22 protein-coding genes, 3 tRNA genes and 3 pseudogenes are annotated in these 21,035 nt (G+C 69.8%); 12 read left to right on the forward strand and 16 right to left on the reverse strand.

Features of this window, described 5'->3' with window-relative positions; translation table 11 throughout:
- Positions 1 to 6: 6 nt before the first annotated feature.
- Positions 7 to 1,914: a membrane dipeptidase gene (locus tag L2X99_RS18365; protein WP_329608003.1), complete on the forward strand. Its 1,908-nt coding sequence runs from the start codon at positions 7 to 9 to the stop codon at positions 1,912 to 1,914.
- Positions 1,808 to 3,325 carry a serine hydrolase domain-containing protein gene (locus tag L2X99_RS11770; RefSeq protein ID WP_236126569.1) on the forward strand — a complete coding sequence of 506 codons (1,518 nt, stop codon included), beginning with the start codon at positions 1,808 to 1,810 and terminating at the stop codon, positions 3,323 to 3,325. The genes L2X99_RS18365 and L2X99_RS11770 overlap by 107 nt, the downstream gene beginning before the upstream one ends.
- A gap of 336 nt (positions 3,326 to 3,661) precedes the next feature.
- Here L2X99_RS11770 and L2X99_RS11775 read toward each other — a convergent pair whose 3' ends face one another.
- The 9 genes and pseudogenes from L2X99_RS11775 to hpt all read right to left on the reverse strand — a co-directional run bounded on the left by L2X99_RS11775 (position 3,662) and on the right by hpt (position 11,732).
- A complete protein-coding gene (locus L2X99_RS11775) occupies positions 3,662 to 5,347 on the reverse strand; it encodes a PH domain-containing protein (protein ID WP_236126568.1) in 1,686 nt (561 codons plus the stop codon).
- Complete coding sequence (locus L2X99_RS11780) at positions 5,344 to 6,096, reverse strand: PH domain-containing protein (RefSeq protein ID WP_442923442.1); 753 nt, start codon at positions 6,094 to 6,096, stop codon at positions 5,344 to 5,346. The genes L2X99_RS11775 and L2X99_RS11780 overlap by 4 nt, the downstream gene beginning before the upstream one ends.
- Complete coding sequence (locus tag L2X99_RS11785; protein ID WP_236126567.1) at positions 6,065 to 6,529, reverse strand: DUF3180 family protein; 465 nt, start codon at positions 6,527 to 6,529, stop codon at positions 6,065 to 6,067. Before L2X99_RS11785 ends, L2X99_RS11780 begins: the two co-directional genes overlap by 32 nt.
- On the reverse strand, positions 6,526 to 7,107 hold the full coding sequence (folK, locus tag L2X99_RS11790) for a 2-amino-4-hydroxy-6-hydroxymethyldihydropteridine diphosphokinase (RefSeq protein WP_442923443.1): 582 nt from the start codon (positions 7,105 to 7,107) through the stop codon (positions 6,526 to 6,528). Before folK ends, L2X99_RS11785 begins: the two co-directional genes overlap by 4 nt.
- Positions 7,104 to 7,469 (reverse strand): dihydroneopterin aldolase, encoded by a 366-nt coding sequence (gene folB / locus L2X99_RS11795; RefSeq protein ID WP_329608181.1) that lies wholly within the window; start codon positions 7,467 to 7,469, stop codon positions 7,104 to 7,106. Before folB ends, folK begins: the two co-directional genes overlap by 4 nt.
- Positions 7,470 to 7,602: 133 nt before the next feature.
- Complete coding sequence (folP, locus tag L2X99_RS11800; protein WP_236126565.1) at positions 7,603 to 8,409, reverse strand: dihydropteroate synthase; 807 nt, start codon at positions 8,407 to 8,409, stop codon at positions 7,603 to 7,605.
- A pseudogene (folE, locus tag L2X99_RS11805) lies at positions 8,406 to 9,037 on the reverse strand (GTP cyclohydrolase I). Before folE ends, folP begins: the two are co-directional and overlap by 4 nt.
- 1 nt (position 9,038) lies before the next feature.
- A complete protein-coding gene (gene ftsH / locus L2X99_RS11810; RefSeq protein ID WP_236126564.1) occupies positions 9,039 to 11,036 on the reverse strand; it encodes an ATP-dependent zinc metalloprotease FtsH in 1,998 nt (665 codons plus the stop codon).
- Between the two features lie 144 nt (positions 11,037 to 11,180).
- Entirely contained in the window at positions 11,181 to 11,732 is a 552-nt protein-coding gene (gene hpt, locus L2X99_RS11815; protein WP_236126563.1) for a hypoxanthine phosphoribosyltransferase, read from the reverse strand.
- Positions 11,733 to 11,816: 84 nt separating this feature from the next.
- Between hpt and L2X99_RS11820 the strand changes: the two genes are divergently transcribed.
- Positions 11,817 to 12,407: a DUF937 domain-containing protein gene (locus tag L2X99_RS11820; protein WP_236126562.1), complete on the forward strand. Its 591-nt coding sequence runs from the start codon at positions 11,817 to 11,819 to the stop codon at positions 12,405 to 12,407.
- An 86-nt stretch (positions 12,408 to 12,493) separates the two neighbouring features.
- Here L2X99_RS11820 and tilS read toward each other — a convergent pair whose 3' ends face one another.
- On the reverse strand, positions 12,494 to 13,486 hold the full coding sequence (tilS, locus tag L2X99_RS11825) for a tRNA lysidine(34) synthetase TilS (protein ID WP_236135146.1): 993 nt from the start codon (positions 13,484 to 13,486) through the stop codon (positions 12,494 to 12,496).
- A gap of 247 nt (positions 13,487 to 13,733) precedes the next feature.
- Here tilS and ppa point away from each other — a divergent pair, with 247 nt between their 5' ends.
- Positions 13,734 to 14,225: an inorganic diphosphatase gene (gene ppa, locus L2X99_RS11830; protein ID WP_236126561.1), complete on the forward strand. Its 492-nt coding sequence runs from the start codon at positions 13,734 to 13,736 to the stop codon at positions 14,223 to 14,225.
- A 64-nt stretch (positions 14,226 to 14,289) separates the two neighbouring features.
- On the opposite strand, the gene L2X99_RS11835 is transcribed toward ppa, so the two are convergent.
- Positions 14,290 to 15,666 (reverse strand): M23 family metallopeptidase, encoded by a 1,377-nt coding sequence (locus tag L2X99_RS11835; protein ID WP_236126560.1) that lies wholly within the window; start codon positions 15,664 to 15,666, stop codon positions 14,290 to 14,292.
- A 233-nt stretch (positions 15,667 to 15,899) separates the two neighbouring features.
- Between L2X99_RS11835 and L2X99_RS11840 the strand changes: the two genes are divergently transcribed.
- From L2X99_RS11840 to L2X99_RS11850, 3 genes are all read left to right on the forward strand, one after another.
- Positions 15,900 to 15,972: transfer RNA gene (locus L2X99_RS11840), tRNA-Glu, on the forward strand.
- A gap of 26 nt (positions 15,973 to 15,998) precedes the next feature.
- A tRNA-Asp gene (locus tag L2X99_RS11845) sits at positions 15,999 to 16,072 on the forward strand.
- Between the two features lie 67 nt (positions 16,073 to 16,139).
- Positions 16,140 to 16,212 (forward strand) — tRNA-Phe (locus L2X99_RS11850).
- A gap of 106 nt (positions 16,213 to 16,318) precedes the next feature.
- Here L2X99_RS11850 and L2X99_RS11855 read toward each other — a convergent pair.
- Positions 16,319 to 16,927 carry a PepSY domain-containing protein gene (locus tag L2X99_RS11855; protein WP_236126559.1) on the reverse strand — a complete coding sequence of 203 codons (609 nt, stop codon included), beginning with the start codon at positions 16,925 to 16,927 and terminating at the stop codon, positions 16,319 to 16,321.
- Between the two features lie 119 nt (positions 16,928 to 17,046).
- Between L2X99_RS11855 and L2X99_RS17915 the strand changes: the two are divergent.
- Positions 17,047 to 17,346: pseudogene (locus L2X99_RS17915) on the forward strand (CinA family protein); the annotation flags it as partial.
- Between the two features lie 74 nt (positions 17,347 to 17,420).
- Positions 17,421 to 17,573 (forward strand): annotated as a pseudogene (locus L2X99_RS17920) (CinA family protein); the annotation flags it as partial.
- A 10-nt stretch (positions 17,574 to 17,583) separates the two neighbouring features.
- Here L2X99_RS17920 and L2X99_RS11865 read toward each other — a convergent pair.
- Positions 17,584 to 17,766, reverse strand: a complete 183-nt coding sequence (locus L2X99_RS11865) for a hypothetical protein (RefSeq protein WP_236126557.1) — start codon at positions 17,764 to 17,766, stop codon at positions 17,584 to 17,586.
- Between the two features lie 137 nt (positions 17,767 to 17,903).
- On the opposite strand from L2X99_RS11865, the gene L2X99_RS11870 reads away from it, so the two are divergent.
- Positions 17,904 to 18,257, forward strand: a complete 354-nt coding sequence (locus tag L2X99_RS11870; protein ID WP_236126556.1) for a VOC family protein — start codon at positions 17,904 to 17,906, stop codon at positions 18,255 to 18,257.
- A gap of 97 nt (positions 18,258 to 18,354) precedes the next feature.
- Complete coding sequence (locus L2X99_RS11875) at positions 18,355 to 18,549, forward strand: hypothetical protein (RefSeq protein WP_236126555.1); 195 nt, start codon at positions 18,355 to 18,357, stop codon at positions 18,547 to 18,549.
- Between the two features lie 167 nt (positions 18,550 to 18,716).
- On the opposite strand, the gene nrdI is transcribed toward L2X99_RS11875, so the two are convergent.
- Both nrdI and L2X99_RS11885 read right to left on the reverse strand, forming a co-directional pair.
- On the reverse strand, positions 18,717 to 19,172 hold the full coding sequence (gene nrdI / locus L2X99_RS11880) for a class Ib ribonucleoside-diphosphate reductase assembly flavoprotein NrdI (protein ID WP_236126554.1): 456 nt from the start codon (positions 19,170 to 19,172) through the stop codon (positions 18,717 to 18,719).
- Between the two features lie 87 nt (positions 19,173 to 19,259).
- The gene (locus L2X99_RS11885) at positions 19,260 to 19,580 is read right to left on the reverse strand and encodes a DUF7882 family protein (RefSeq protein WP_236126553.1); all 321 of its coding nucleotides are present in this window, start codon (positions 19,578 to 19,580) and stop codon (positions 19,260 to 19,262) included.
- A 130-nt stretch (positions 19,581 to 19,710) separates the two neighbouring features.
- On the opposite strand from L2X99_RS11885, the gene L2X99_RS11890 reads away from it, so the two are divergent.
- On the forward strand, positions 19,711 to 19,953 hold the full coding sequence (locus L2X99_RS11890) for a hypothetical protein (RefSeq protein WP_236126552.1): 243 nt from the start codon (positions 19,711 to 19,713) through the stop codon (positions 19,951 to 19,953).
- A gap of 24 nt (positions 19,954 to 19,977) precedes the next feature.
- Here L2X99_RS11890 and L2X99_RS11895 read toward each other — a convergent pair whose 3' ends face one another.
- Positions 19,978 to 20,886: a 3-hydroxyacyl-CoA dehydrogenase gene (locus L2X99_RS11895; protein ID WP_236135147.1), complete on the reverse strand. Its 909-nt coding sequence runs from the start codon at positions 20,884 to 20,886 to the stop codon at positions 19,978 to 19,980.
- Between the last annotated feature and the right edge of the window lie 149 nt (positions 20,887 to 21,035).

Below are 21,035 nucleotides of genomic sequence, written 5' to 3' on the forward strand. Positions count from 1 at the left end.
TGACACATGATTCCGGTGATCGACGGACACAACGACCTCGCCTGGGCGCGCCGCGAGCGGTTCGGGTCGACGACGGCGGGCCTGGACGGCCCGGTGCCGGAACTGCACACCGACCTGCCGCGACTCGCCGCGGGCGGCGTCGGCGGGCAGTTCTGGTCGGTGTGGGTGGACCCCGAGCTGACCGGCGCCGAGCAGGTCACCGCCACCTTGGAGCAGATCGACTTCGTGCAGCGGTTCATCGCGGCGTACCCCGGCCGCCTCGCCGCCGCGCACACCGCCGACGACGTCCGGACGGCGATGGCCGCTGGGCGCATCGCGTCGCTGATCGGCGTCGAGGGCGGTGCTCAGATCGACGGCTCGCTCGCGGTGCTGCGCCAGTACGCGCGCCTCGGCGCCCGCTACATGACCCTGACCTGGTCGCGCACGATCGCGTGGGCGGACTCGGCGACCGACGAGCCGCAGCACGGCGGACTGACCGACTTCGGCCGCGACGTCGTGCGCGAGATGAACCGGATCGGCATGCTGGTCGACCTCGCCCATGTGGCGCCGACGACGATGCGCGATGCGCTGGCGGTGAGCACTCGCCCCGTCGTGGTGACGCACTCCTGCGCGCTGGCGCTGTGCGACCACCCGCGGAACGTGCCCGACGACGTGCTCGCCGCGATCGGCGCGCAGGGCGGCGCGGTGATGGTCGCGTTCGTGCCCTCGTTCGTCTCGCAGGCCCGACGGGACTGGGTTCTCGCCGGCGAGCGCGGCGAACCGCCGGTCGTCGGCATCGCCGCGGTCGCCGACCACATCGAGCACATCCGCGACGTGGCCGGCGTGCACGCGGTCGGCATCGGCGCCGACTACGACGGAACAGGATCGATGCCGACGGGCCTGGACGACGTCTCGCGCTACCAGGACCTGCTCGACGAGCTGCGCGGGCGCGGGTGGTCGCCGCAGGACCTCGAAGCCGTCGCGCACGGCAACGTGCTGCGGGTGCTCGAGGCCTCCGACGCCGATCACACGGCGTTCCTCGCCGGCACCGCCGGCGAACCGGTGTCGCTCGCGCCATCGGTCGACCTCGCCCGGCGTGCCGCAGCACAGGCGCCGCGGGTGCTGGTGGTGGTGAACGCCGAGCCTTCCGGTCCGCGCCGTCTCGGCCGCTGGCTCGAGGAGGAGGGCGTCGTCGTCGACGCCGTGCTCGGGTCCGACGGCCTGCCCGACGACCTGGACGGCTACGACGGACTGGTCATGCTCGGCGGCGGCCTCATGCCGGATGACGACGATCGCGCGCCGTGGCTGGCGCAGGAGCGGGTGCTCGCCAGGGAGGCGATCGACGCCGACCTGCCGACGCTCGGCATCTGCCTCGGCGGGCAGCTGCTCGCGCATGTCGCGGGCGGCGAGGTGCGCGCCTCGTTCGGGCCGAAGGAGCGCGGCGCGACGCTGATCACGCCTTCGTCGCACGGCGCGGAGGATGCCGTGCTCTCCGCGCTCGAGGATGCCGCGCACATGATCGAGAACCACCAGGACATGATCACGGTGCTCCCCCGGACGCCGTGCTGCTCGCCTCGAGCGGGGCCGTCGAGAACCAGGCCTTCCGTCTGGGTGCGCACGTGCGCGGGCTGCAGTTCCACCCCGAGGTGGGCGCCGAGGACCTCACGCGCTGGCAGGAGCCGACCACCCGCGCCGAGGGCGACCGGCCGGTCGCCGAGCTCCTCGCCGAGGCCCGTGACGTCGACGACGTCAACACCCGTGCGAGCAGGGCGCTGGCCGCGGCGTTCGCCGCGGAGGTGCGCGCGGCCGCCGCGGCACGGACCTCGTGATGACGGACCTGCCCGGCGTCGCCGTCGAAGCGCTGGCCGCGCGACTGGACGCCGCGACGCTGCGCCGCTCCCCGGCATCCGTCGCCGCCGTGACCTGGCAAGGTGAGGTGGTGGCGGTGCGCACGCACGGCGAGCCACGCCGTGACGGTTCGGCGACCGCCGCGGGCACGGTGTTCCGGATCGCCTCGATGTCGAAGAGCTTCCTGGCCGCGACCGCGCTGTCACTGCGCGATGAGGGGCTGCTCGACCTGCACGCGCCGATCGGGCAGTACGTGCCCGAGGCGGCAGCGGCGACGTATGACGGCCGCCCGGCGCGCATCACGCTCGACACGCTGCTGAGCAACCGTTCGGGTCTCGCCGAGGACAACCCGTGGGGCGACGAGCACCTCGGGGAGTCCCGCGAGTTCGTCGGCGCTCTCGTCGGCGACGGTCTCCGGCTGTCGGCGACTCCCGCCACCGCGTACCAGTACTCCAACGTCGGTCAGTCGCTGGCCGGTCGCGCGATCGAGACGGTCACCGGTCGCCCGGTCGAGGACGTCGTCCGGGAGCGGATGCTCGATCCCCTGGGACTCGCCGACACCCGGGCATCCGCCGACCTGTATCCGGCCGGGGCCGACCTCGCGCACGGCTTCCGCACGTTCGACGACGGCGACTCCTTCGTGCCGGAGCCCTTCGTCGGCACCGGGGCGCTCGGGTGCATCGGCAGCCTGTTCAGCACGGTCTCGGACATCGCGCTGTGGATGCGGTTCCTCGGCTCGGCGTTCGCACCGGACGCCGAGGACGCCGTGCTCAGCGCCGCCTCGCGGCGCGAGCTGCAGGTCGCGCACACGCTGATCACCCCGGCCGTGGGGCAGTTCGGCGAACGGGAGCTCGACGGTGCCGGTTACGGCTACGGCCTCGTCGTGGAGCACGACCGCCGCTTCGGCAGGGTCGTGCAGCACGCCGGCGGCCTGCCCGGGTTCTCGTCGCACATGCGCTGGCACCCGGCGACGGGTATCGGCGTGGTGGTGTTCGGCAACTCCGATCAGTTCGGCGCCGGACGCGTCGCCGGCGGCCTGCTGCACGACGTGCTGGGCGGGATCGACGCGCCGGCCGCCGTCGTGCGCCCGTGGCCGCAGACCGTCGCGGCCGCCCGCCGCGTCGACGAGCTGCTGCGCTCAGGACGGGCGGTTGCCTGGGACCAGGCGGGTCCGCTGGCCCGCAACGTGCTGCGCGATGTGCCTGCAGACGTGCGCACTCGCCGGCTTCTGGCGGCTCTCACCGAGACCGGCGACCCGCTGGCCGTTGCCGTGCCCTTCGAGGGGCGCATCGTCTCGGCGACCGATGCCTCGGCGCTGCGCTGGACCGTGCCCTGCCGCTCCGGCACGCTGATCTGCGACGTGCGGATGGTGGGGCTGCACGACCCGATCGTCCAGTCGATCGACGTGCGGGTCTCCGACGAGACCGGACGCAGGCCCCGCGACGAGACCCCGTCGGTCACCGACCATCATCGGGTGGTGCTCCCCTCCGGTCGTTGACGAACCGCCCGGGTCGTCGAGCGAGCGAGGAACGCGTTCGTTGAGCGAGCCGCAGGCGAGTCGAAACGCAGAGACGAAACGCCCACAGCAGACCTGAATGCGTTTCGTCTCGGTCGCAAGCTCCCTCGCTCAACGACCCGAGAGCCCCGAAGCCCACACCCATCCTCACCGTTTCGTCTCGGTCGCAGGCTCCCTCGCTCAACGACCCGAGAGCCCCGAAGCCCACACCCATCCTCACCGTTTCGTCTCGGTCGCAGGCTCCCTCGCTCAACGACCCGAGGGCCCCGAAGCCCACACCCATCCTCACCGTTTCGTCTCGGTCGCAGGCTCCCTCGCTCAACGACCCGAGGGCTGCGCGGTCTCCGCCCAGCGGTGCGAGGTGTCACGCGACGCCGCGGCCACGGCGGCGAGGGCGACCTCGTCCACGAGGCGCATCGTGTCGTCGCGCTCGAGCCCGGTCAGCCTCCCGGAGACGGGACCGGTGACGGTGTGCACCTGAGCGCCGCCGACGCGCTGCGCGCGGGCGATCGGCCCCTGGTTGATCGCGATGCCCTGCATCCGGGCCAGGGGGAAGACGGCGAGCTTGCGCCACAGCGCTCCGCGGCGCGTCATCAGTGCGAACTCGGTGACCGCGTATCCCTGACGCCTCCAGCTGAACGGATGCGTCCACCGGGCACGCCGCGCCGTCGTGCGGTACGGGTCGCCGGCGACCGGCCCCAGCACGCCGTGCTCCCAGATCAGCGGGATGACCGACGCCGGAGCATCCGGCAGCACCAGCGCGAGCACCCGCTCGACGTCGGCGCGCTTGCCCACCGGCAGCACGATGTTGAACTGCTGCGCGGTGCTGGACTGCTGCGCGGAGGCGCTCTTGCCCGACATCCGGTTGATGCGCACAGACCACCACCCGAACGGCCGCCACAGCAGCGGCTGCACGACCTCGACGGCGAAGATGCGCCCGGGTGGCAGAGTCTCGGTCACGGTCGTGAGCAGCCCGAAGGTGAGGCGGATGCCGTCGGCGGTGGGGGCGATCGAGTACCGCAGCGAGCGCGAGATCTGCGTCCAGGCGATGCCGACCACGGCGATGACCATCGGGATGCCCATGCCGAGACCTATGCCGAGCACCACGACGCTCCGGATCGCCTCGCCGTCGGCGAGCGACGAGATGATGACCGACGCCATCGCGACGAGGAAGATGAGGCCGAAGAACACCAGCCAGACGATGCCGTTGATCAGGTGCGAGCCGACCAGGCGCCTGGTGGGGATCTTCACCACGCTCTCGGGGGCGACGTCGGCGAGATCGACGCCGGCGATCAGGTCGTTCACACCGGAGTTCACCGAGCCGACGAACTGCTGACGCATCGTGCCGGGCGCGGTGGCCGCGGTGCCGGCCGATGCGGCGAGGCGAGCCGATCGCGCGCCGGATGCCAGGCGCAGGATGTCGGCGCGCACCGACTCGGCCTTCGCCGTGGCCAGGTACTCCAGTTCGACGTTCGCGTCGGTGCCGGCACCGACGACCTCGACCTTCGCCAGGCCGATCAGCCGTGCCAGGAACGGGCGGGTGAGGTTGACGCCCTGCACGCGATCCAGCGGCGCCCTCCGCTGCGAGCGGAAGATGATGCCCTTGCGCACCTCGACGTGAGACCCGGTGATGCGGAACTGGTGGAACCGCCAGACCACCCAGAAGATCACGATGACGACGATGAGCACGGCGAGCACGACGAGCAGCGCGACGAAGGCGAGGCCGTTCGCGAACACCCAGTCGACGGGGTCGCCGTCGGGGATGTCGCCGACGGCCTCCTCCGGGGCGAAGATGCCGACGAGCCAGTTGATGACGCGGTCGCGCATGTTCGAGATGACCAGGCCGGCGACGATGATCAGCACCAGGCCGCCCTTGAGCAGCGGGGTGAGCGGATGCATCCGGTGCCAGTCGCCGTCCGCGAGGGTCGACGAGCCGCCGTCCGGGAGGATCGGCGGTGCGGGCGTCACCGGCCCCTGAGCGGGCGGCGGGACCGGTGCGCTCACAGCCCGGTCCGGCGGGTCTCGGCGACCTGGATGAGGGTGTCGCGCAGGGCTTCGGCGGCGGGCTGGTTCAGGCCCGGGATCTGCACGCCGGTGGTCGCGGCGGCAGTCACCATCTTCAGCTGCGCGACGCCGAAGGCACGGTCCAGCGGGCCGTGCGTGATGTCGACCAGCTGCAGGCGTCCGTAGGGGACGGCGACCATCCGCTGCCACAGGATGCCGCGGCGGAACACGATGTCGTCGGATCGCAGCATGTATCCGATGGCCTTGGCCTGGCGCGGCAGGATGACCATGGTCACCAGTGTCACGAGGATGAGCACACCCGCCGGGATCCAGGCCCAGGTCTGCTCGAAGCCGAACGACAGCACCGCGGCGGCTGCGGCCACCAGCACGATGAACAGCGTGTTCTGCACCATCTGCGAGGCCACGTAGCGCTGCGAGATCTGATGCCAGGTGCCGTCCAGGGCGAGCGCTCCCTCGGAGCGCGGCGTGCGCAGGGCTTCGTAGTTGCCCTGGTCGAGCACGGCCGGCTCGGAGACGGGGTTCTGCGGTGCCTCGGCGGATGCTGCGGGTGCGGCGGGTGCCGGCGGGACGACGGGTGCCGGCGGGACGACCGGCGGCGCGGCCGGAGGAGGCGTGACGGAGGCCGGAGGCTGCGCGGGAGCCGCCGGCGGGGCCGGCGGGGTCACGGGCGGGACGGGCGCACCGGGCTCGTTCTGGTCACTCGGCGGGGTCGTCTGGCTCTCGGTCATCGGGGTCCTTCGGCAGGGTGCAGAACTGTTCTGCGAGGAGTGCGGCGGCGATCAGCACGATCGAGCTGACCACGACCGCGATCATCGCCGTTATCGACCCTACCGGCGGAGCGACGGGACGCGACCAGAGGAAGACGCCCAGGCCTGCGCCGAGCCCGAGCAGGATCGCGCCGAGCAGGCTGGACGCGCGTGCCAGGGTCGCGGCGCGCAGCGCGCGGAACGGGTCGATGCGTGTGCCTCCGCGCACGCTGCGGCGCACGGGAAGCGCGAGCAGCACGACCACGATCGCGAGCAGCACGAGGAGCACCGGCAGGAAGAGCGATGGCGTGAACGTGGCTCTTCCCGAGACGGTGAGGAAGTGATCGAGGGCGAAGCCCGCAGCCGCGCCGAGCAGAGCGAGCACCGCCAGCAGACCGGGAGAGGTGCGCTTCACCGCGCAGCTCCCTGATCTCCGGCGGTGCCGTCCTCGTCGGTGCGCAGCGAGGCGACCAGCTCGGCGACCCGCCCGCTGCCGGGCAGCACGGCCTCAGGGTCGAGCGACAGCCACGGCTCGAGCACGAACAGCCGCTCCGCGGCACGCGGATGCGGCACATGCAGATGCGGCTCCGCACTGGCGAACGAGCCATAGGCGATCAGGTCGAGGTCGAGGGTGCGGTCGCCCCAGCGCTCCCGGCGCACCCGGCCCTCCTCCTCCTCGACCGCGTGCAGCATGCCGAGGAGCACCTCGGGGGCGAGACGGGTGGTCACCAGCGCAACGGCGTTCAGATAGCGGGGCGCATCCGGGTCGGGACCGCTCAGGTGCACGGCGACGGTCTCGATCGGGTCCGACATCCGCACCTCGTCGACGAGCGGCAGCCGGCGCAGCCGCTCCGCTGCGCGCTGCAGTGTCTCGCCACGGTCGCCGAGGTTCGAGCCCAGCGCGACCACGGCGACCTCGGCTTCGCGCGCCGGTCGCGGATCGGGGAAGCCGGACACCTGCGTCAGAGTGCGGTCGGGGCGAGGATGCTTCACGCCTGCCCCCTGCCGCGCATCACCGAGACCGACACGTCGGCGAAGTTCAGCGGGATCGGTGCGTGCGGCTTGTGCACGGTGACCTGCACCAGGCGCACTCGATCGTCCTCGAGCACGGCGTCGGCGATCCGTTCTGCGAGAGTCTCGATGAGGTTGACCGGCTCGCCGGCGACGATCGCCGCGACCCTCTCGGCCAGCTCGCCGTAGTGCACCGTGTCGGCGACGTCGTCGGATGCCGCGGCGTCCTTCAGCGGCAGGTGCAGAGTGAGGTCGATCGTGAACTCCTGCCCGTCCCTGCGCTCGTGGTCGAACACGCCATGGCGTCCGAACACGGTCAGTCCGGTCAGCACGATCTGGTCCATGAAGTCCACGCCCCCAGCCTACGGCGGTCGCCGATTCCGAGAGCGTTTCGTCTCGCTCCGCTCGCTCAACGACCAGAGGCCGACCCCACCCGGTCGTTGAGCGAGGGAGCGCAGCGACTGAGACGAAACGCTTTCAGCGTCCGGCGATGCTGCCGTCCCACGCCTCCAGCACCGCCAGCGCATCCCGCGTCGCGGCGACGTCGTGCACCCGCACAGCCCAGGCCCCGGCCCGCGCGGCGAGCGCGCTGGTCACGGCCGTCGCCAGGTCGCGCCGCTGCTGATCCGCGTCGCCGGCGAGGGTCTCGGCGAGGAACCGCTTGCGCGAGGTGCCGATCAGCACCCGCGAGCCGAGCGCGACGATCTCGTCGAGGCCGCGCAGCACATCCCAGTTCTGTGATCCGGTCTTCGCGAACCCGATGCCCGGGTCGACGATCACGCGCGAGGGCGCGATACCGGCGGCCGCTGCGGCGGCGATCCGCTCGCGCAGCTCCCCCGCCACCTCGCGCGCCGCCCGCGCGTACTGGGCGCGCGCGTACATGTCGTCGGACGGACCGCGCCAGTGCCCGATCGCGATGTCAGCGCCGGTCGGTGCCACGGCGGCCAGCATCCGCTCGTCGGCGAGCCCGCCGGAGACGTCGTTCACGATCCGCGCGCCCGCCTCCACGGCGGCCACCGCGGTCTCGGAGTTGAGCGTGTCGATCGAGACCGGGATGCCCGAGTCCGCCAGCGCGGCGATGATCGGCAGCACCCTGCTCTGCTCCTCGGCGACCGGCACGCGTGAGGCCCCGGGCCGGGTGGACTCGCCGCCGACGTCGATCACGGCAGCGCCCTCGGCCCGCATCCGGTGCGCGTGCGCGAGCGCCTTCTCGGGATCCATGTGCCGCCCGCCGTCGCTGAACGAGTCAGGCGTGATGTTGAGGATGCCCCAGATCCCGGTCATTCCCCGGTCCCTGAGCTCGTCGAAGGGCTCCATGCGGTGGGCCCCGGGCCCGCGCCGATGAGCGCGATCAGCTCGGTGCGTGCGACCGGGTCGGTGTAGGCGCCTCGGGCGGCGATCGTCAGGGTCGACGCCTCGGGCTGGCGCCCGCCGCGCATCGTGACGCAGCCGTGCGTGGCATCCATCACGACCAGCACGCCACGGGCGTCGAGGTTCTCGGCGATCGTGTCGGCGATCTGCTCGCCGAGCCTCTCCTGCACCTGCGGGCGCGCGGCGAGGATCTCGACGACCTTCACCAGCGCGCCGAGTCCGACGACCTGCTCCCCGGCAGGTACGCGATGTGCGCATGCCCGGCGAACGGCAGCAGATGGTGCTCGCAGACCGAGCGGAACCGGATGCCGCGCAGCAGCACCGCCCCCGAGGGCAGCGTCTCGGGAGCAGGACCGCGAGACACGCTGATGGTGCGCGCGAGCGGTGCCGCCGGGTCCTCATGCACGCCGGCGAAGTACTCCGAGTACAGCTCCGCCATCCGCGCCGGCGTCTGCCTCAGCCCCGGACGGTCGGGGTCCTCGCCGATCGCCTCGAGCAGCTCACGGGTGAGCCGTTCGACACGTCCCCTGTCGACGGTCACGTCAGGCCGTCGCCGGTCGGGTGTGTCCCGCCTGCGGCTTCGGCCGCGTCGTCTCGGCGGGAGCGGCTGCCTGCGCGGCGATGCCGGCGGTGTCCGCACGCTGCGGCACGTCGATCGGGGGCAGCAGCGAGACCGGGCGCTCGTCGCTGGAGAGCCACTGCGGGCGCTCCGGCAGCTTGCGCACGTCGGTGAAGATCTCCGCGATCTGGTTGTGGTCGAGGGTCTCCTCCTCGAGCAGCGCCAGCGCGAGGCGGTCGAGGATGTCGCGGTTCGCGCTGATCACCTGGTAGGCCTCGTTGTGGGCCTGCTCGATGAGGGCGCGCACCTCGATGTCGACGCGCTCGGCGATCGACTCGGAGTACTCGCGTCCGCGGCCCATGTCACGGCCGGCGAAGGGCTCACCGCCCTCGGAGCCGAGCTTGACCGGCCCGAGCTCGGTGGTCATTCCGTACTCGATGACCATCTTGCGGGCGATGCTGGTCGCCTTCTCGATGTCGTTCGAGGCGCCGGTGGTGGGGTCGTGGAAGACGAGCTCCTCGGCGACGCGGCCGCCCATCGCGTAGGTGAGCTGGTCCTGCAGCTCGTTGCGGGTGACGGAGTACTTGTCCTCGAGCGGCAGCACCATCGTGTAGCCGAGGGCCTTGCCGCGCGGCAGGATCGTGATCTTGGTGACCGGATCGGTGTGGTTCATCGCCGCGGCGGCGAGTGCGTGACCGCCCTCGTGGTACGCGGTGATGAGCTTCTCCTTGTCCTTCATCACGCGGGTGCGGCGCTGAGGTCCGGCGATCACGCGATCGATCGCCTCGTCGAGGGCACGGTTGTCGATCAGCTGCGCGTTCGAGCGCGCGGTCAGCAGCGCGGCCTCGTTGAGCACGTTGGCCAGGTCGGCTCCGGTGAAGCCCGGGGTCTTGCGGGCGACGACCTCGAGGTCGACGCTCTTCGACAGCGGCTTGCCCTTGGCGTGCACGTCGAGGATGCGCTGGCGGCCCTTGAGGTCGGGGGCGTCCACGCCGATCTGGCGATCGAAGCGGCCCGGGCGCAGCAGCGCGGGGTCGAGGATGTCGGGACGGTTGGTGGCCGCGATCACGATGACGTTCGCGTTCGGGTCGAAGCCGTCCATCTCGACGAGCATCTGGTTCAGAGTCTGCTCGCGCTCGTCGTTGCCGCCGCCGAGGCCCGCACCGCGGTGCCGGCCGACGGCGTCGATCTCGTCGATGAAGATGATCGCCGGGGCGTTCTCCTTGGCCTGGTTGAACAGGTCGCGCACGCGGGACGCGCCGACGCCGACGAACATCTCGACGAAGTCCGAACCGGAGATCGAGTAGAACGGGGCGCCGGCCTCGCCGGCGACGGCGCGGGCGAGCAGGGTCTTACCTGTTCCGGGAGGGCCGTACAGCAGCACGCCCTTCGGGATGCGGGCGCCGATCGCCTGGAACTTCGCGGGGTCCTGCAGGAACTCCTTGATCTCCTGAAGTTCCTCGATGGCCTCGTCGGCGCCAGCGACGTCGGCGAAGGTGACCGTCGGGCTCTCCTTGTTGACGAGCTTCGCCTTGGACTTGCCGAACTGCATGACCTTGCTGCCGCCGCCCTGCATCGATGAGAGCAGCCACCAGAACAGCAGGCCGAGGATGATCATCGGCAGGAAGATCGAGAGGAAGCCGCTGAACCAGCTGGGCTGCGGGACGACGTCGTTGAAGCCGTCCTTCGGATCGGCCGCGTTCACGGCGGTGACGATCTCGTCGGCGCGGGCCTGCGTGTAGTAGAACTGCACGGCCGTGGAGTCCTTGAAGGCCTTGGAGAGCTCCATGTCGACGCGCTGATCGCCGTCGGTGGTGATCACCTTGGTCACGGTCGTGCCCTCGAGCAGCTTCAGACCCTCTTGCGTGGTGATCGTCTGCGGCGCGCTCAGGTTCGAGATCAGCAGGAAGCCGCCGAACAGCAGCAGGCCGATCAGCGCCACGTAGATCAGCGGGTTCCGGGAGACCTTCTTGACATCCATGATCCGATCAGCGTACCGCTCGAACCTGTGGCATCCGCTGGGATTCGCCTACGGCGTACGGATGCGGGTTTCGACTCGCTCCGCTCGCTCAACCTTGACCCGCTGCGCCGCAACGCCGCTTCGCGCCATTGCCCCGACAGCGCGTCAACTGTAGACGTGCGGGGCGAGCACGGCGACGTCGCGCAGATTGCGGTAGCGCTCGGCGAAGTCGAGGCCGTATCCGACGACGAACTCCGGCGGGATGTCGAAGCCGACGTACTTGCAGTCGATGTGCACCTTGGCCGCCTCCGGCTTGCGCAGCAGGGCGAGCACCTCGATCGACTCGGCGCCGCGGGACTCGAAGTTCTCCAGCAGCCAGCTGAGAGTCAGGCCGGAGTCGATGATGTCCTCGACGATGAGCACGTGCTTGCCGTGCAGGTCGGTGTCGAGGTCCTTGCGGATCTGCACCACGCCGCTGGACTTGGTGCTGGCGCCGTAGCTCGAGACCGCCATGAAGTCGATCGGCGCGTGCATGGGCAGAGCGCGCGCGAAGTCGGCCATGACGACGAAGGCGCCCTTGAGAACGCCGACCAGCAGCAGATCCTTGCCCGCGTAGTCGACGGCGACCCGCGCCGCCAGCTCGTCGAGCTTCGCTCGGATCTGCTCCTCGGTGACGAGGATCTCTGAAAGGTCGTCCTGGATCTCAGCGGCGCGCATGGATCGATTTTAGGCGACGGATGCCGGGCATCCGCACTACTGTGAGCGGTGATGCGGGCGACCGTCCCGCACGGGGAGCAGAAAATGGATATCAACGACATCCTCACGCAGGTCCCGGTCGACGACATCGCGCAGAAGTTCGGCGTCAGCCCGGATGTGGCCGCGCAGGCCGTGAAGGAGGGCGGCGCCGCCCTGCTCGGCGGGCTCGCGAAGAACGCTCAGACAGACGAGGGTTCGGCGGCCATCGAGAGCGCCCTGAGCCGTCACGAAGGATTCTCCGGCGCCTCGTCCGTGGACGACATCGACGCGGCCGACGGCGGCAAGATCGTGAAGCACGTGTTCGGAGACAAGGAGACGGATGTCGCGCAGGCGCTGAACTCCTCGGAGAAGACGGCCGGCGGCATCGACTTCGGCAAGCTGCTGCCGGTGCTCGCACCGATCGTCCTCGGCCTCATCGCCAACGCGAACAAGGGCAAGGCCGCGGGCGGCGGCGGTATCGGCGACGTCATCGGCGGGCTGCTCGGCGGCGGCGAGCAGTCCGGCGCTCAGCAGGGCGGCGGCATCGGCGACATCCTCGGCAATCTCGGCGGCCTCCTCGGCGGCGGTTCGCAGGGCTCCTCCGGCGGTGGCGGCATCGGCGACATCCTGGGCGGCCTGTTCGGCAGCAAGAAGTAGCGCTCCCCGGTTCGTTGAGCGAGCGAAGCGAGACGAAACGCCTCAACCGACCTGCGAGCGTTTCGTCTCGTCGCTCCGCTCCTCGCTCAACGACCCGTGACGCGCGCGGTGAAGACGATCTGCCCGCCGGTGCGTCGGGCGCTGCAGCCGGGCAGATCGATCGGGCCCTGGCCCGACCAGTCGGTGGCCAGGCGCGCGACCTCGAGGGTCTGGACGCGCGACAGGCTCACGCCGAACTCGCTGCCGACGACCAGCCGGATGATGCGGTTCCGCAGCGCGGCAGGGTTCGCCGCGAGGGCGGCGACGCTGACCGAGATTCCCGCCTCGGCGTGCTCGACGATGTCCTCGATGGTCTCGTGGATCATCTCGTCGAACGCCTCGGCGTCTTCCCGGAGCTGCTCGGCGGTGCGGGCGAGCGCCTCGGCGATGCCGGGGCCGAGTTCGGTCTCGAGCACGGGCAGCACCCGCTCGCGCACGCGCACACGGGTGAACCGCGGGTCGAGGTTGTGCGGGTCGTCCCAGATCTGCAACCCGGATGCCGCGCACGCGGCGCGCGTCGTCTGACGTCGCACTCCGAGCAGTGGGCGCAGCCACACCGTGCCGTCCTCGTCCTCGCGTCGGGGCGCCATGCCCTGCAGACTGGCCGCGCCGGCCCCGCGGGCAAGGCCCAGCAGCACGGTCTCGGCCTGATCGTCGAGGGTGTGGCCGACGAGCACCGGCGCCTGTTCGCGCGCCGCGACCGCGCGGAGGGCCGCGTACCGGGCATCCCGCGCCGCGGCTTCCGGCCCGCCTTCGGCGTCGACCTCGACGCGCACGACCAGCGCCCGGAGCCCGAGCCGCTCGGCCGCGGCGGCGGCTCGGGCCGCGACATCCGCGGAGCCCTCCTGCAGACCGTGGTCGACGGTGACACTGACCACCTCGATCCCGCGGGGGCGCGCCTCGAAGGCGGTCGCTGCGGCGAGCGCCAGCGAGTCGGCGCCGCCGGAGAGGGCGACGATCACGGTGCCGCCGTCGGGAAGCGCCGCGCGCACGGCCCGGCGCACCTCGGCGACGGCGGGGTCGAGGGATCGTTCTGCCACATCCCCACGGTACTTGCGTGAGGAGACTTGCGCGCGTCTCCTTACGCGTCGCCTCCCTGCGATCCGGCGAGCGGGTGCCGCGGAGAAGTGCGCTTCGGGCGGGCGAATCCCCGAAGACGTCCGCGCAAAGCGTTTTTCTCCGCGCGAGGTGCTCACGGAGAGCCGCCGGCCGCCCGGAGTAGGCTTGTCGGCGGCATCCCACCGTCTTCCGGCATCCGCAGGTGCCGTCACAACAAGGAGAGAACGCATGGGCGCACACGACGCCGTCATCGAGATCCCGCGCGGCAGCCGCGTGAAGTACGAGGTCGACCACGAGACCGGACGGGTGCACCTCGACCGCGTGCTCTACACGACGTTCGGCTACCCGGCCGACTACGGCTACTTCGACGACACGCTCGGCGAGGACGGCGACCCGCTCGACGTGCTGGTCCTTCTCGACCACCCGATCTACCCGGGCGTCGTCGTGAACGTGCGCCCCGTCGCGGTGCTCAAGATGAGCGACGAGGCCGGTGGCGACGACAAGCTCGTGGCCGTGCTGTCGAAGGACCCGCGCTGGGCGCACATCCACGATGTCGACGACGTGCCGCAGCACACCAAGGACGAGATCGCGCACTTCTTCGAGCACTACAAGGACCTCGAGCCCAACAAGTGGGTCAAGGTCGACGAGTGGGGCGATGCCGCCGAGGCGGAGCGGATCCTGAACGAGGCGATCCAGCGCTTCGCCAACGGGGGTCACTGACCTCGCACGACATATGAGAATCCCCGGTCCTGAGGACCGGGGATTCTCATATGTAGACGAGCGTTCAGACCGAGATGCCGTGTGCCGCCATGAAGGTGATCGGGTTGATCGCGCCGCCGTTGCGATAGACCTCGAAGTGCAGGTGGCATCCGGTGGAGGCGCCCGTCGTGCCCGCGTAGGCGATGACCTGGCCGGCACGCACGTGCTGACCCGGGCTGACCCGGAAGCCGCCGGGGCGGATGTGGCCGTAGCCGGTGCCGATCCCACCGCCGTGCTGGATGCGGATGTAGTTGCCGTATCCGCCGTTGTAGAACGCGGCGTCGACCGTGCCGGAGTGGGCGGCGTAGATCGGCGCTCCGCAGCCGTTGGCGAGGTCCACGCCGTAGTGGAAGGCCGAGCAGCTGGGGCACGGACGCGGGCGGGCGCCGTACCCGGAACTGCGGTGGCCGCCGTGCGGGCGCACCCAGCCGCTGGAGGTGGGCGTTCCGCCTCCGCCGCCGCCTCCGCCGCCGCCGCCGTTGTTCTTCGCGGCTTCCGCGGCTTCACGGGCGCGGCGCGCGGCTTCCTCGCGGCGGCGCTTCTCCTCGGCCGCCTTGCGGATCCGCTCGCCCTCCTGGTAGGCGGCGACGGTCTTCGCCGTGGTGTCCTGAAGTGCGGCGAGCTGCGCCTGCAGCGTGGTGAGGTTCGCCTCGCTCTCGTCGAGCGCCGCCTGTGCAGCATCCGCCGCCTGCTGCGCCGCGATCATCTTCTGCTCGGCGACCTTCTGCAGACGGTCGCGCTCGTCGCGGGCGACCTTGGCCTTGTTGCTGAGCGCCTGCGCCGAGTTACGGGCGGCGACGGCGTTGTCGTACACCGACTGGTTGTACTCGAGCAGCTTGTCCATCGTGCCCAGCCGCGACAGCAGCCCGTCGGCGTTCGCCGCCGACCCGCTGAAGAAGAGCTCGAGAGCGGAGTCCTCGCCACCCTTGCGGTACAGCTGGGTGGCGACCTGACCGGCCTTCGCCGAGGTCTCGTCGGCGAGCTTGGCCTGCTCGTCGGCCTGCGACTGCAGGTCGTCCGCCTGCTGGGCGGCATCGAAGAACTTCTGCTGGGCGACGAAGAACTCGTCACCCGCCTTCTCGGATGCGGCCTTGGTCTCTGCGACCTTGTTGGTCAGGCTCTGGATCAGGCCCTTGATGCGGGTGACCTCGCCGGCCTTCGCCGCCTGGTTCGCCTTGGCCTTCTGGACGTCGTCCCAGCTCGGGTAGCTCGCGGCGAACGCTGCCGTCGTTCCGGCGCCGATGCCGAAGACGCCGAGCGCGGCGACGCTGAGGGCGCCGATGGTCATCGCGCTGCGGCGGGTCACGCCGTCGGGCGTCCACAGCCGGCTGCGCTCGCCGGGTGTCGGACCGCACCCGCAGTCGGGCTCGCCAGCCTCGACCGGGTATTTCTCGTCGTTCACGCGGCCCCTTCCCGCCCGTTTCACAGTTGCCACACTAACAACATCCGTCACATGTGCAACAGGCGTACAACGGCGTCCTACTCACCGGCGGGGTGCCGTCGGGCACGGCTCGCCACCTCCCATGGTGCACCTGAACACGCCCGAGCGACAGAGGCCACGCCCTCGATTCGTGTTTTCGCGAGGACATCGCTTATGCTTGAGCGTCGGCAAGGAAAGCCCCCAGGCAGACCTTCGGCCCCATCGTTTAGCGGCCTAGGACGCCGCCCTTTCACGGCGGTAGCACGGGTTCGAATCCCGTTGGGGTCACTCATCCGATACAATTGAAAAGTTATGGCCCTGTAGCGCAGTTGGTTAGCGTGCCGCCCTGTCACGGCGGAGGTCGCGGGTTCAAGTCCCGTCAGGGTCGCTCCAAGCGACGAGCCTTCTTTCGAGAGGGCTCTTCGTCTAGGACGCGACAGGTTCGCCGGTCGCGCGGCTCTGTAGCTCAGTTGGTAGAGCGCACGACTGAAAATCGTGAGGTCACGGGATCGACGCCCGTCGGAGCCACAAGGACCGTCGTTACAACGGTTCTAGAAACCCTCGCGTAGCTTCTACATCGCGAGGGTTTTGCTTTGCGCGGTGAGAATCCCGCTCTTCGAGGGAGCGCAACGGCTCAGTCGCTGGAGTCGTCTCGCAGGACCTTCCCGTCGACGGCGTCGAGCTGCACCTCGTGCTTGAACTGTGACGTGTCGATCACATCGCCCTCCCAGACGGTCTTGCCCATGTCGCTGTCCAGGCCGAGCTCCTGGATCGACCCGCCGGGCACCGCATCGAGCATCAGCTCGGCCGCCTTCTTGTAGTCGATCTTCGCTGCAGCGACGCGCTGTTGATGCTTCGCCTTGTCTGCGGCGTCATCCGACTCGGCCCTGGGGCCGCTGACGACCTCGGTGCCGTCGGCGGAGATGTCGAGCTGATTCTCGGTGCCGTCAGAAGTGACGACCTGCACCTCCCACACGGCGCCGTTCTGCTCGGTCTCGATCGTGATGACCGTGCTGCCGGGCACTTCCTTCATCGCCAGTTCACCAGCGGCCACCAGAGAATCGAGACCGGCGGACTCCGCGGAACCCGGCGCACCGGATCCGACGGGCGTCGGCGGCACCTCCGGCATGCTCGGCGTCCCGGTCGTGCCCCCGCTGCAGCCGGCGAGGACGCTGACCACGAGACCTGCGGTGCACACGAGCGCGAGCCGAGGCGTGCGCTGTGCTGTCTGGTTCTTCCACATGTCGGAACCCTCCTTCGGTCCGTCAAGGTCCCGCGAGTCAACGCGTCATCATCCGAACGCGCAAGGGGGTGGTGAACTGACGGAAAGGGAGGACGATGTGCGGCGGCCGGGTCCTGCCCATGCTGCCGAGCACACCGGCGTTGCGCGTGTCAATCCGCTGGTCGCCGCTCTCCGCGCGACGGATACTGACCAGATGGAGAACAACGCCTCAGCGATCGCTCGTCTCGCGAAGCAGCAGGGAAGAATCGTGGGTGCCGCCGGAGTCCCTGACCAGCGGAGCCATCGCCGCCGCTCTCGGCAAGGCCCCCGATGCGAGCGACTGGTTCGCCGGGTCTGTGGTGGCATACCTGCCCTCGGTGAAGTTCGATCTTCTCGGCGTCGACCCAGGACCGGTGGTGACCGCAAGCGCGGCGCGGCAGATGGCGCTCGGGGCGAGAAGCCGGCTGGGTGCTGACATCGCAGTGGCCGTCACGGGGGTCGGGGGCCCGGGGCCGAAGAGGGCAAAGCGCCGGGGACCGTGTTCGTCGCCGTCGCCTCCGGCGACCGGACCCACGTCGAGGAGCATCACTTCAGCGGGCCGCCACCGGCCATCGTCCAGTCGACCGTGCAGGCGGCGCTCGACGCCGTCCTCGACGCTCTCCGCTGAATCCGTCACGTCACGGCAGATCGCTGAGGTCGATGTCGTCGTCCCCCTCGTCATCCGTCGACGTCTCCTCATCGGAATCGCCTGCGTCGCCGGTCGCGTCCGGATCGTTCGCGACCGGGTCGTCCGACTGCTGACGAGGAGCGAGCTCCTCGGGAATCATGGTCTCTTCCGGCGTGGGCTGTGCATCAGACATGATCGTCTCCTTTCATCGTCCCGACAGCATGGTGATGGATCGAGATTCCGGCATACCCCTTGACTTCGGCGCGCCGATCGACGCGGACACGCGACGGGCGAGCCCGCGTCGCCGGTGCCCGCGCGAGAATGGGCGGCATGCGCGTTCACAGGGTCGTACCGAACCTCACCGTCACAGACCTGGCGAAAGCGGTTGCGGAGCACCAGGCGGCTCTCGGCCTCGGCGTGCTCATGGACCACGGATGGATCGTCACGCTCGGTGACGATGCCGGCCACCAGTTCAGTCTGATGACCGCCGATGCGTCCGCGCCGATGAATCCGGCTGTGTCGGTCTTCGTGGACGACGTGACAGAGGCCCTCGCCCGCGTTCAGGCCGCTGGGCTGGAGATCGTACACCCGCTCACGGACGAGCCGTGGGGCGTCACCCGGTTCTTCTATCGCGACAGCAGCGGTCACGTCATCAATGTGGGCATGCACACGCCCGCGGGCTAGACGCGCCGCAGTGTCCGGGCCGAAGCCGCCGCGGTCGAGCCCCTCCTTTCAGCGACGGTGCGCGCGTACGGTCATCGGACCGAACGAAGGAGAGATCATGAGCGATCCGACGAACACGCGTGGAACCCCCGGCCCCGACGAGCAGGCGGATGTCGCATCCGGCGGTGCACCGGAGGAGCCGGACCAGCAGCCGGACCAGCAGCAGAACGAGCAGCGCACGCAGCGCGACGTGCTCGACGAGGAGACGACCGACGAGAACGGCAGGCCGCTCGAGAATCCGTCGGGCGGCTGACCGTGCCCCGTTGGATGACCTGGATGCTGGTGGGGAGCGCCGCGACCATCGCGTTCCTCATCGGCGTCCGGGTGGGCGGCCAGCCTCCCTCACGAACGGAGGCGTCGCGTCCGGGCTATCACCGCGCCTGAAGGACCGTCCTTCTCCATCGCGCAGGTCACGACCTGTCAGGGCTTCGTGATCCCGGCAAGTCTCAGGTCCAGCGCCGCGAGCACACGTCGCGCCTCCTCGACGTCCCACGGCGTCCCCTGCAGCTCGAACTCGAACAGCACCGGACGCCCGGATGCGCGAGCGATCTGCCGGCACGCCGCCTGGTACTGCGCTCCGAAGTTGCGGTTGCCCGATCCCATCACGCCCACCATCAGCCGACGCGTGCGCGGCTGCGACAGGAACCGTCGCACCGGCTCGGGAATCGTGTCATTGTCGGGGTTGCCGGTGGCATACGACGGGGTCAGCAGCACCCAGGGCCCCTCCGGCGCGGACTGCCGGATCTCGCGCACAGTCAGATCGAACACCGGCCGGCGCAGCCGCTCCGCGAAACTGCGCACCATCCCCGACGCGCTCGACGAGAAGTAGACGGGCACCATCGGCGTCCGCTCCGAGAGGGTGTCGAGGCTGTCCATGTCTTCCAGTCGACCACCGGACCGATGCTCCGCGCCCGACGAACCGGCGTGAGAAAGGCTCCACCGGACCCTCCAGTCTCCGCAGGCTCACCTGTCAGACGCGTCGGGCTCTTCCTCGAGCAGATTCAGATTGAGTTCCCCCGTCGCGTTGAGGCGCGTCATCATCGCTTTGACGCGGGCGGCGCTCAGCGGCGGGACCTCGGCACGATCGAAACCGAACTGCAGAGGGATGGCGGGATGGATCCAGATGGTGATGCGGGCATCCGGCTCTCCATCCGGATGCAGCCACGTCATCATGAAGCTCTCCTGTCTGCGGAGCTTCGTGGCGATGACCACCTTCACGTGCGCGAGGGTCTCGTCATCGATCGTGATCGGTCCGGACGTTCCGTCGTACTTGAGCCTGCCCATTACTGAACCATAGAACGCTCACCGCCCTTCTGGAGCGCTTGCAGAATCTCCCGGTTCTTTCAAGGCCGTTTGCGGTCTTCCGAATCGGGTTGAGAGTCCCGGTATGGACGCAGCAGGACCCAGGACGCAAATGGAAGTGTCCATCGACGGCACGACCTTCGTCCTCGAGCACGGGCAGAACATCGAGGACGTGAAGAGAAGGATCGAAGAGGCGGGGAACTCCCCTCCGCGATTCGTCGAGTTCGTCGTGCGAGGAGGCCTGCGGATGAGCGTGCGGATCACATCGCAGACTCGCGTCACTGTCTGTGTGCGCCCGGCGGCGGGGGCGGGCGATGAGCCCCTCATCCCGCCGCTCTCCGAGTGGGATCTCTGACCGCTCCCCCGTGCGCAGTGCGGGTCAGCTGCCCCAGACCTCGGGGAACTGCGACGAGACCCCGGTGTTCCGGCCCTCGGCGTCGTAGGTGTAGAAGCCCTCGCCGTCGGCGACGCCGGTCTTGCCGTTGTCGATGCCGCGCTTCAGCACATCGATGAAAGGACTCGGCTGCGGGTTGTTGGCCTGGATGTTGTAGGCGACGTTGAATCCGACCACGTCGTAGATCTCGAACGGGCCCTGCGGCGAACCGGTCGCCTTGCGCCAGATGCCGTCGATGTCGGCGACCGAGCCGACGCCGTTCACATAGAGCCGCGCGCCGGCGTCGAGGAACGGGATGAGCAGGCCGTTCAGCAGGTACCCCGGCGACTCCTTGCGCACGCGATAGGGCACGAGGCCGATCTCTGTCGCGAACTGCACCAGTGCGTCCAGCACGGCGGGGTCGGTTCCCGGATGCCCCATCACCTCGCCGGTGTTGAACCGCCACACCATGTTCGCGAAGTGCAGCGTGCCGAGCCGCTCCGGACGACCGGTCGCGTCGGCGAAAGTGCTCGGCATCAGCGACGAGGTGTTGGTCGCGAGGATCGCCCCCGCCGGAGCGGCCTCGCCCACCTGTGCCCACACCTTCTTCTTCAGCTCGAGGTTCTCGGGCACGGCCTCGACGACGACATCGGCATCGCCGACCGCGTCGGCGAGCACCGTGGTCGTGGAGATGCGGCCGATCGCCGCGTCGAACTTCTCGTCGGTGAAGTCGGGCAGATCGGTGCGATAGTGCCCTCGCATCCACTCCCACCGTGCGGCGAGCTTCGCGAGGATCTCGTCCGAGATGTCGTACGCCCGCACATCCTTACCGTGATAAGCCGCCTGCATGATGATCTGCGATCCGAGCACTCCGGTACCGAGCACCGCAACCTTCTGCATGTTCTCCACAGCCATTCCCTTCTTCGTTAGTTCATGGTCCACAACCTCGAACAGGGGCATCGTATTCCATTCATCCGGATGATCTCCACGGCAGCAGGCCGTGAGAATCGACGGCGACCGACACGGAGGATGCCGCTCCCGAGGGGTCTCGGGGCGGCATCCTC

This window comes from Microbacterium sp. KUDC0406 (genome assembly GCF_021582875.1).
Lineage (GTDB): Bacteria > Actinomycetota > Actinomycetes > Actinomycetales > Microbacteriaceae > Microbacterium.

Coding starts and splice junctions, on each gene's coding strand:
- L2X99_RS18365 (WP_329608003.1), top strand. CDS start 7: ATGATTCCGGTGATCGACGGACACAACGACCTCGCCTGGGCGCGCCGC.
- L2X99_RS11770 (WP_236126569.1), top strand. CDS start 1,808: ATGACGGACCTGCCCGGCGTCGCCGTCGAAGCGCTGGCCGCGCGACTG.
- L2X99_RS11780 (WP_442923442.1), bottom strand. CDS start 6,096: ATGACCGAGAGCCAGACGACCCCGCCGAGTGACCAGAACGAGCCCGGT.
- folB (WP_329608181.1), bottom strand. CDS start 7,469: ATGGACCAGATCGTGCTGACCGGACTGACCGTGTTCGGACGCCATGGC.
- folP (WP_236126565.1), bottom strand. CDS start 8,409: ATGACCGGGATCTGGGGCATCCTCAACATCACGCCTGACTCGTTCAGC.
- ftsH (WP_236126564.1), bottom strand. CDS start 11,036: ATGGATGTCAAGAAGGTCTCCCGGAACCCGCTGATCTACGTGGCGCTG.
- hpt (WP_236126563.1), bottom strand. CDS start 11,732: ATGCGCGCCGCTGAGATCCAGGACGACCTTTCAGAGATCCTCGTCACC.
- L2X99_RS11820 (WP_236126562.1), top strand. CDS start 11,817: ATGGATATCAACGACATCCTCACGCAGGTCCCGGTCGACGACATCGCG.
- ppa (WP_236126561.1), top strand. CDS start 13,734: ATGGGCGCACACGACGCCGTCATCGAGATCCCGCGCGGCAGCCGCGTG.
- L2X99_RS11855 (WP_236126559.1), bottom strand. CDS start 16,927: ATGTGGAAGAACCAGACAGCACAGCGCACGCCTCGGCTCGCGCTCGTG.
- L2X99_RS11865 (WP_236126557.1), bottom strand. CDS start 17,766: ATGTCTGATGCACAGCCCACGCCGGAAGAGACCATGATTCCCGAGGAG.
- L2X99_RS11870 (WP_236126556.1), top strand. CDS start 17,904: ATGCGCGTTCACAGGGTCGTACCGAACCTCACCGTCACAGACCTGGCG.
- L2X99_RS11875 (WP_236126555.1), top strand. CDS start 18,355: ATGAGCGATCCGACGAACACGCGTGGAACCCCCGGCCCCGACGAGCAG.
- nrdI (WP_236126554.1), bottom strand. CDS start 19,172: ATGGACAGCCTCGACACCCTCTCGGAGCGGACGCCGATGGTGCCCGTC.
- L2X99_RS11885 (WP_236126553.1), bottom strand. CDS start 19,580: ATGGGCAGGCTCAAGTACGACGGAACGTCCGGACCGATCACGATCGAT.
- L2X99_RS11890 (WP_236126552.1), top strand. CDS start 19,711: ATGGAAGTGTCCATCGACGGCACGACCTTCGTCCTCGAGCACGGGCAG.
- L2X99_RS11895 (WP_236135147.1), bottom strand. CDS start 20,886: ATGGCTGTGGAGAACATGCAGAAGGTTGCGGTGCTCGGTACCGGAGTG.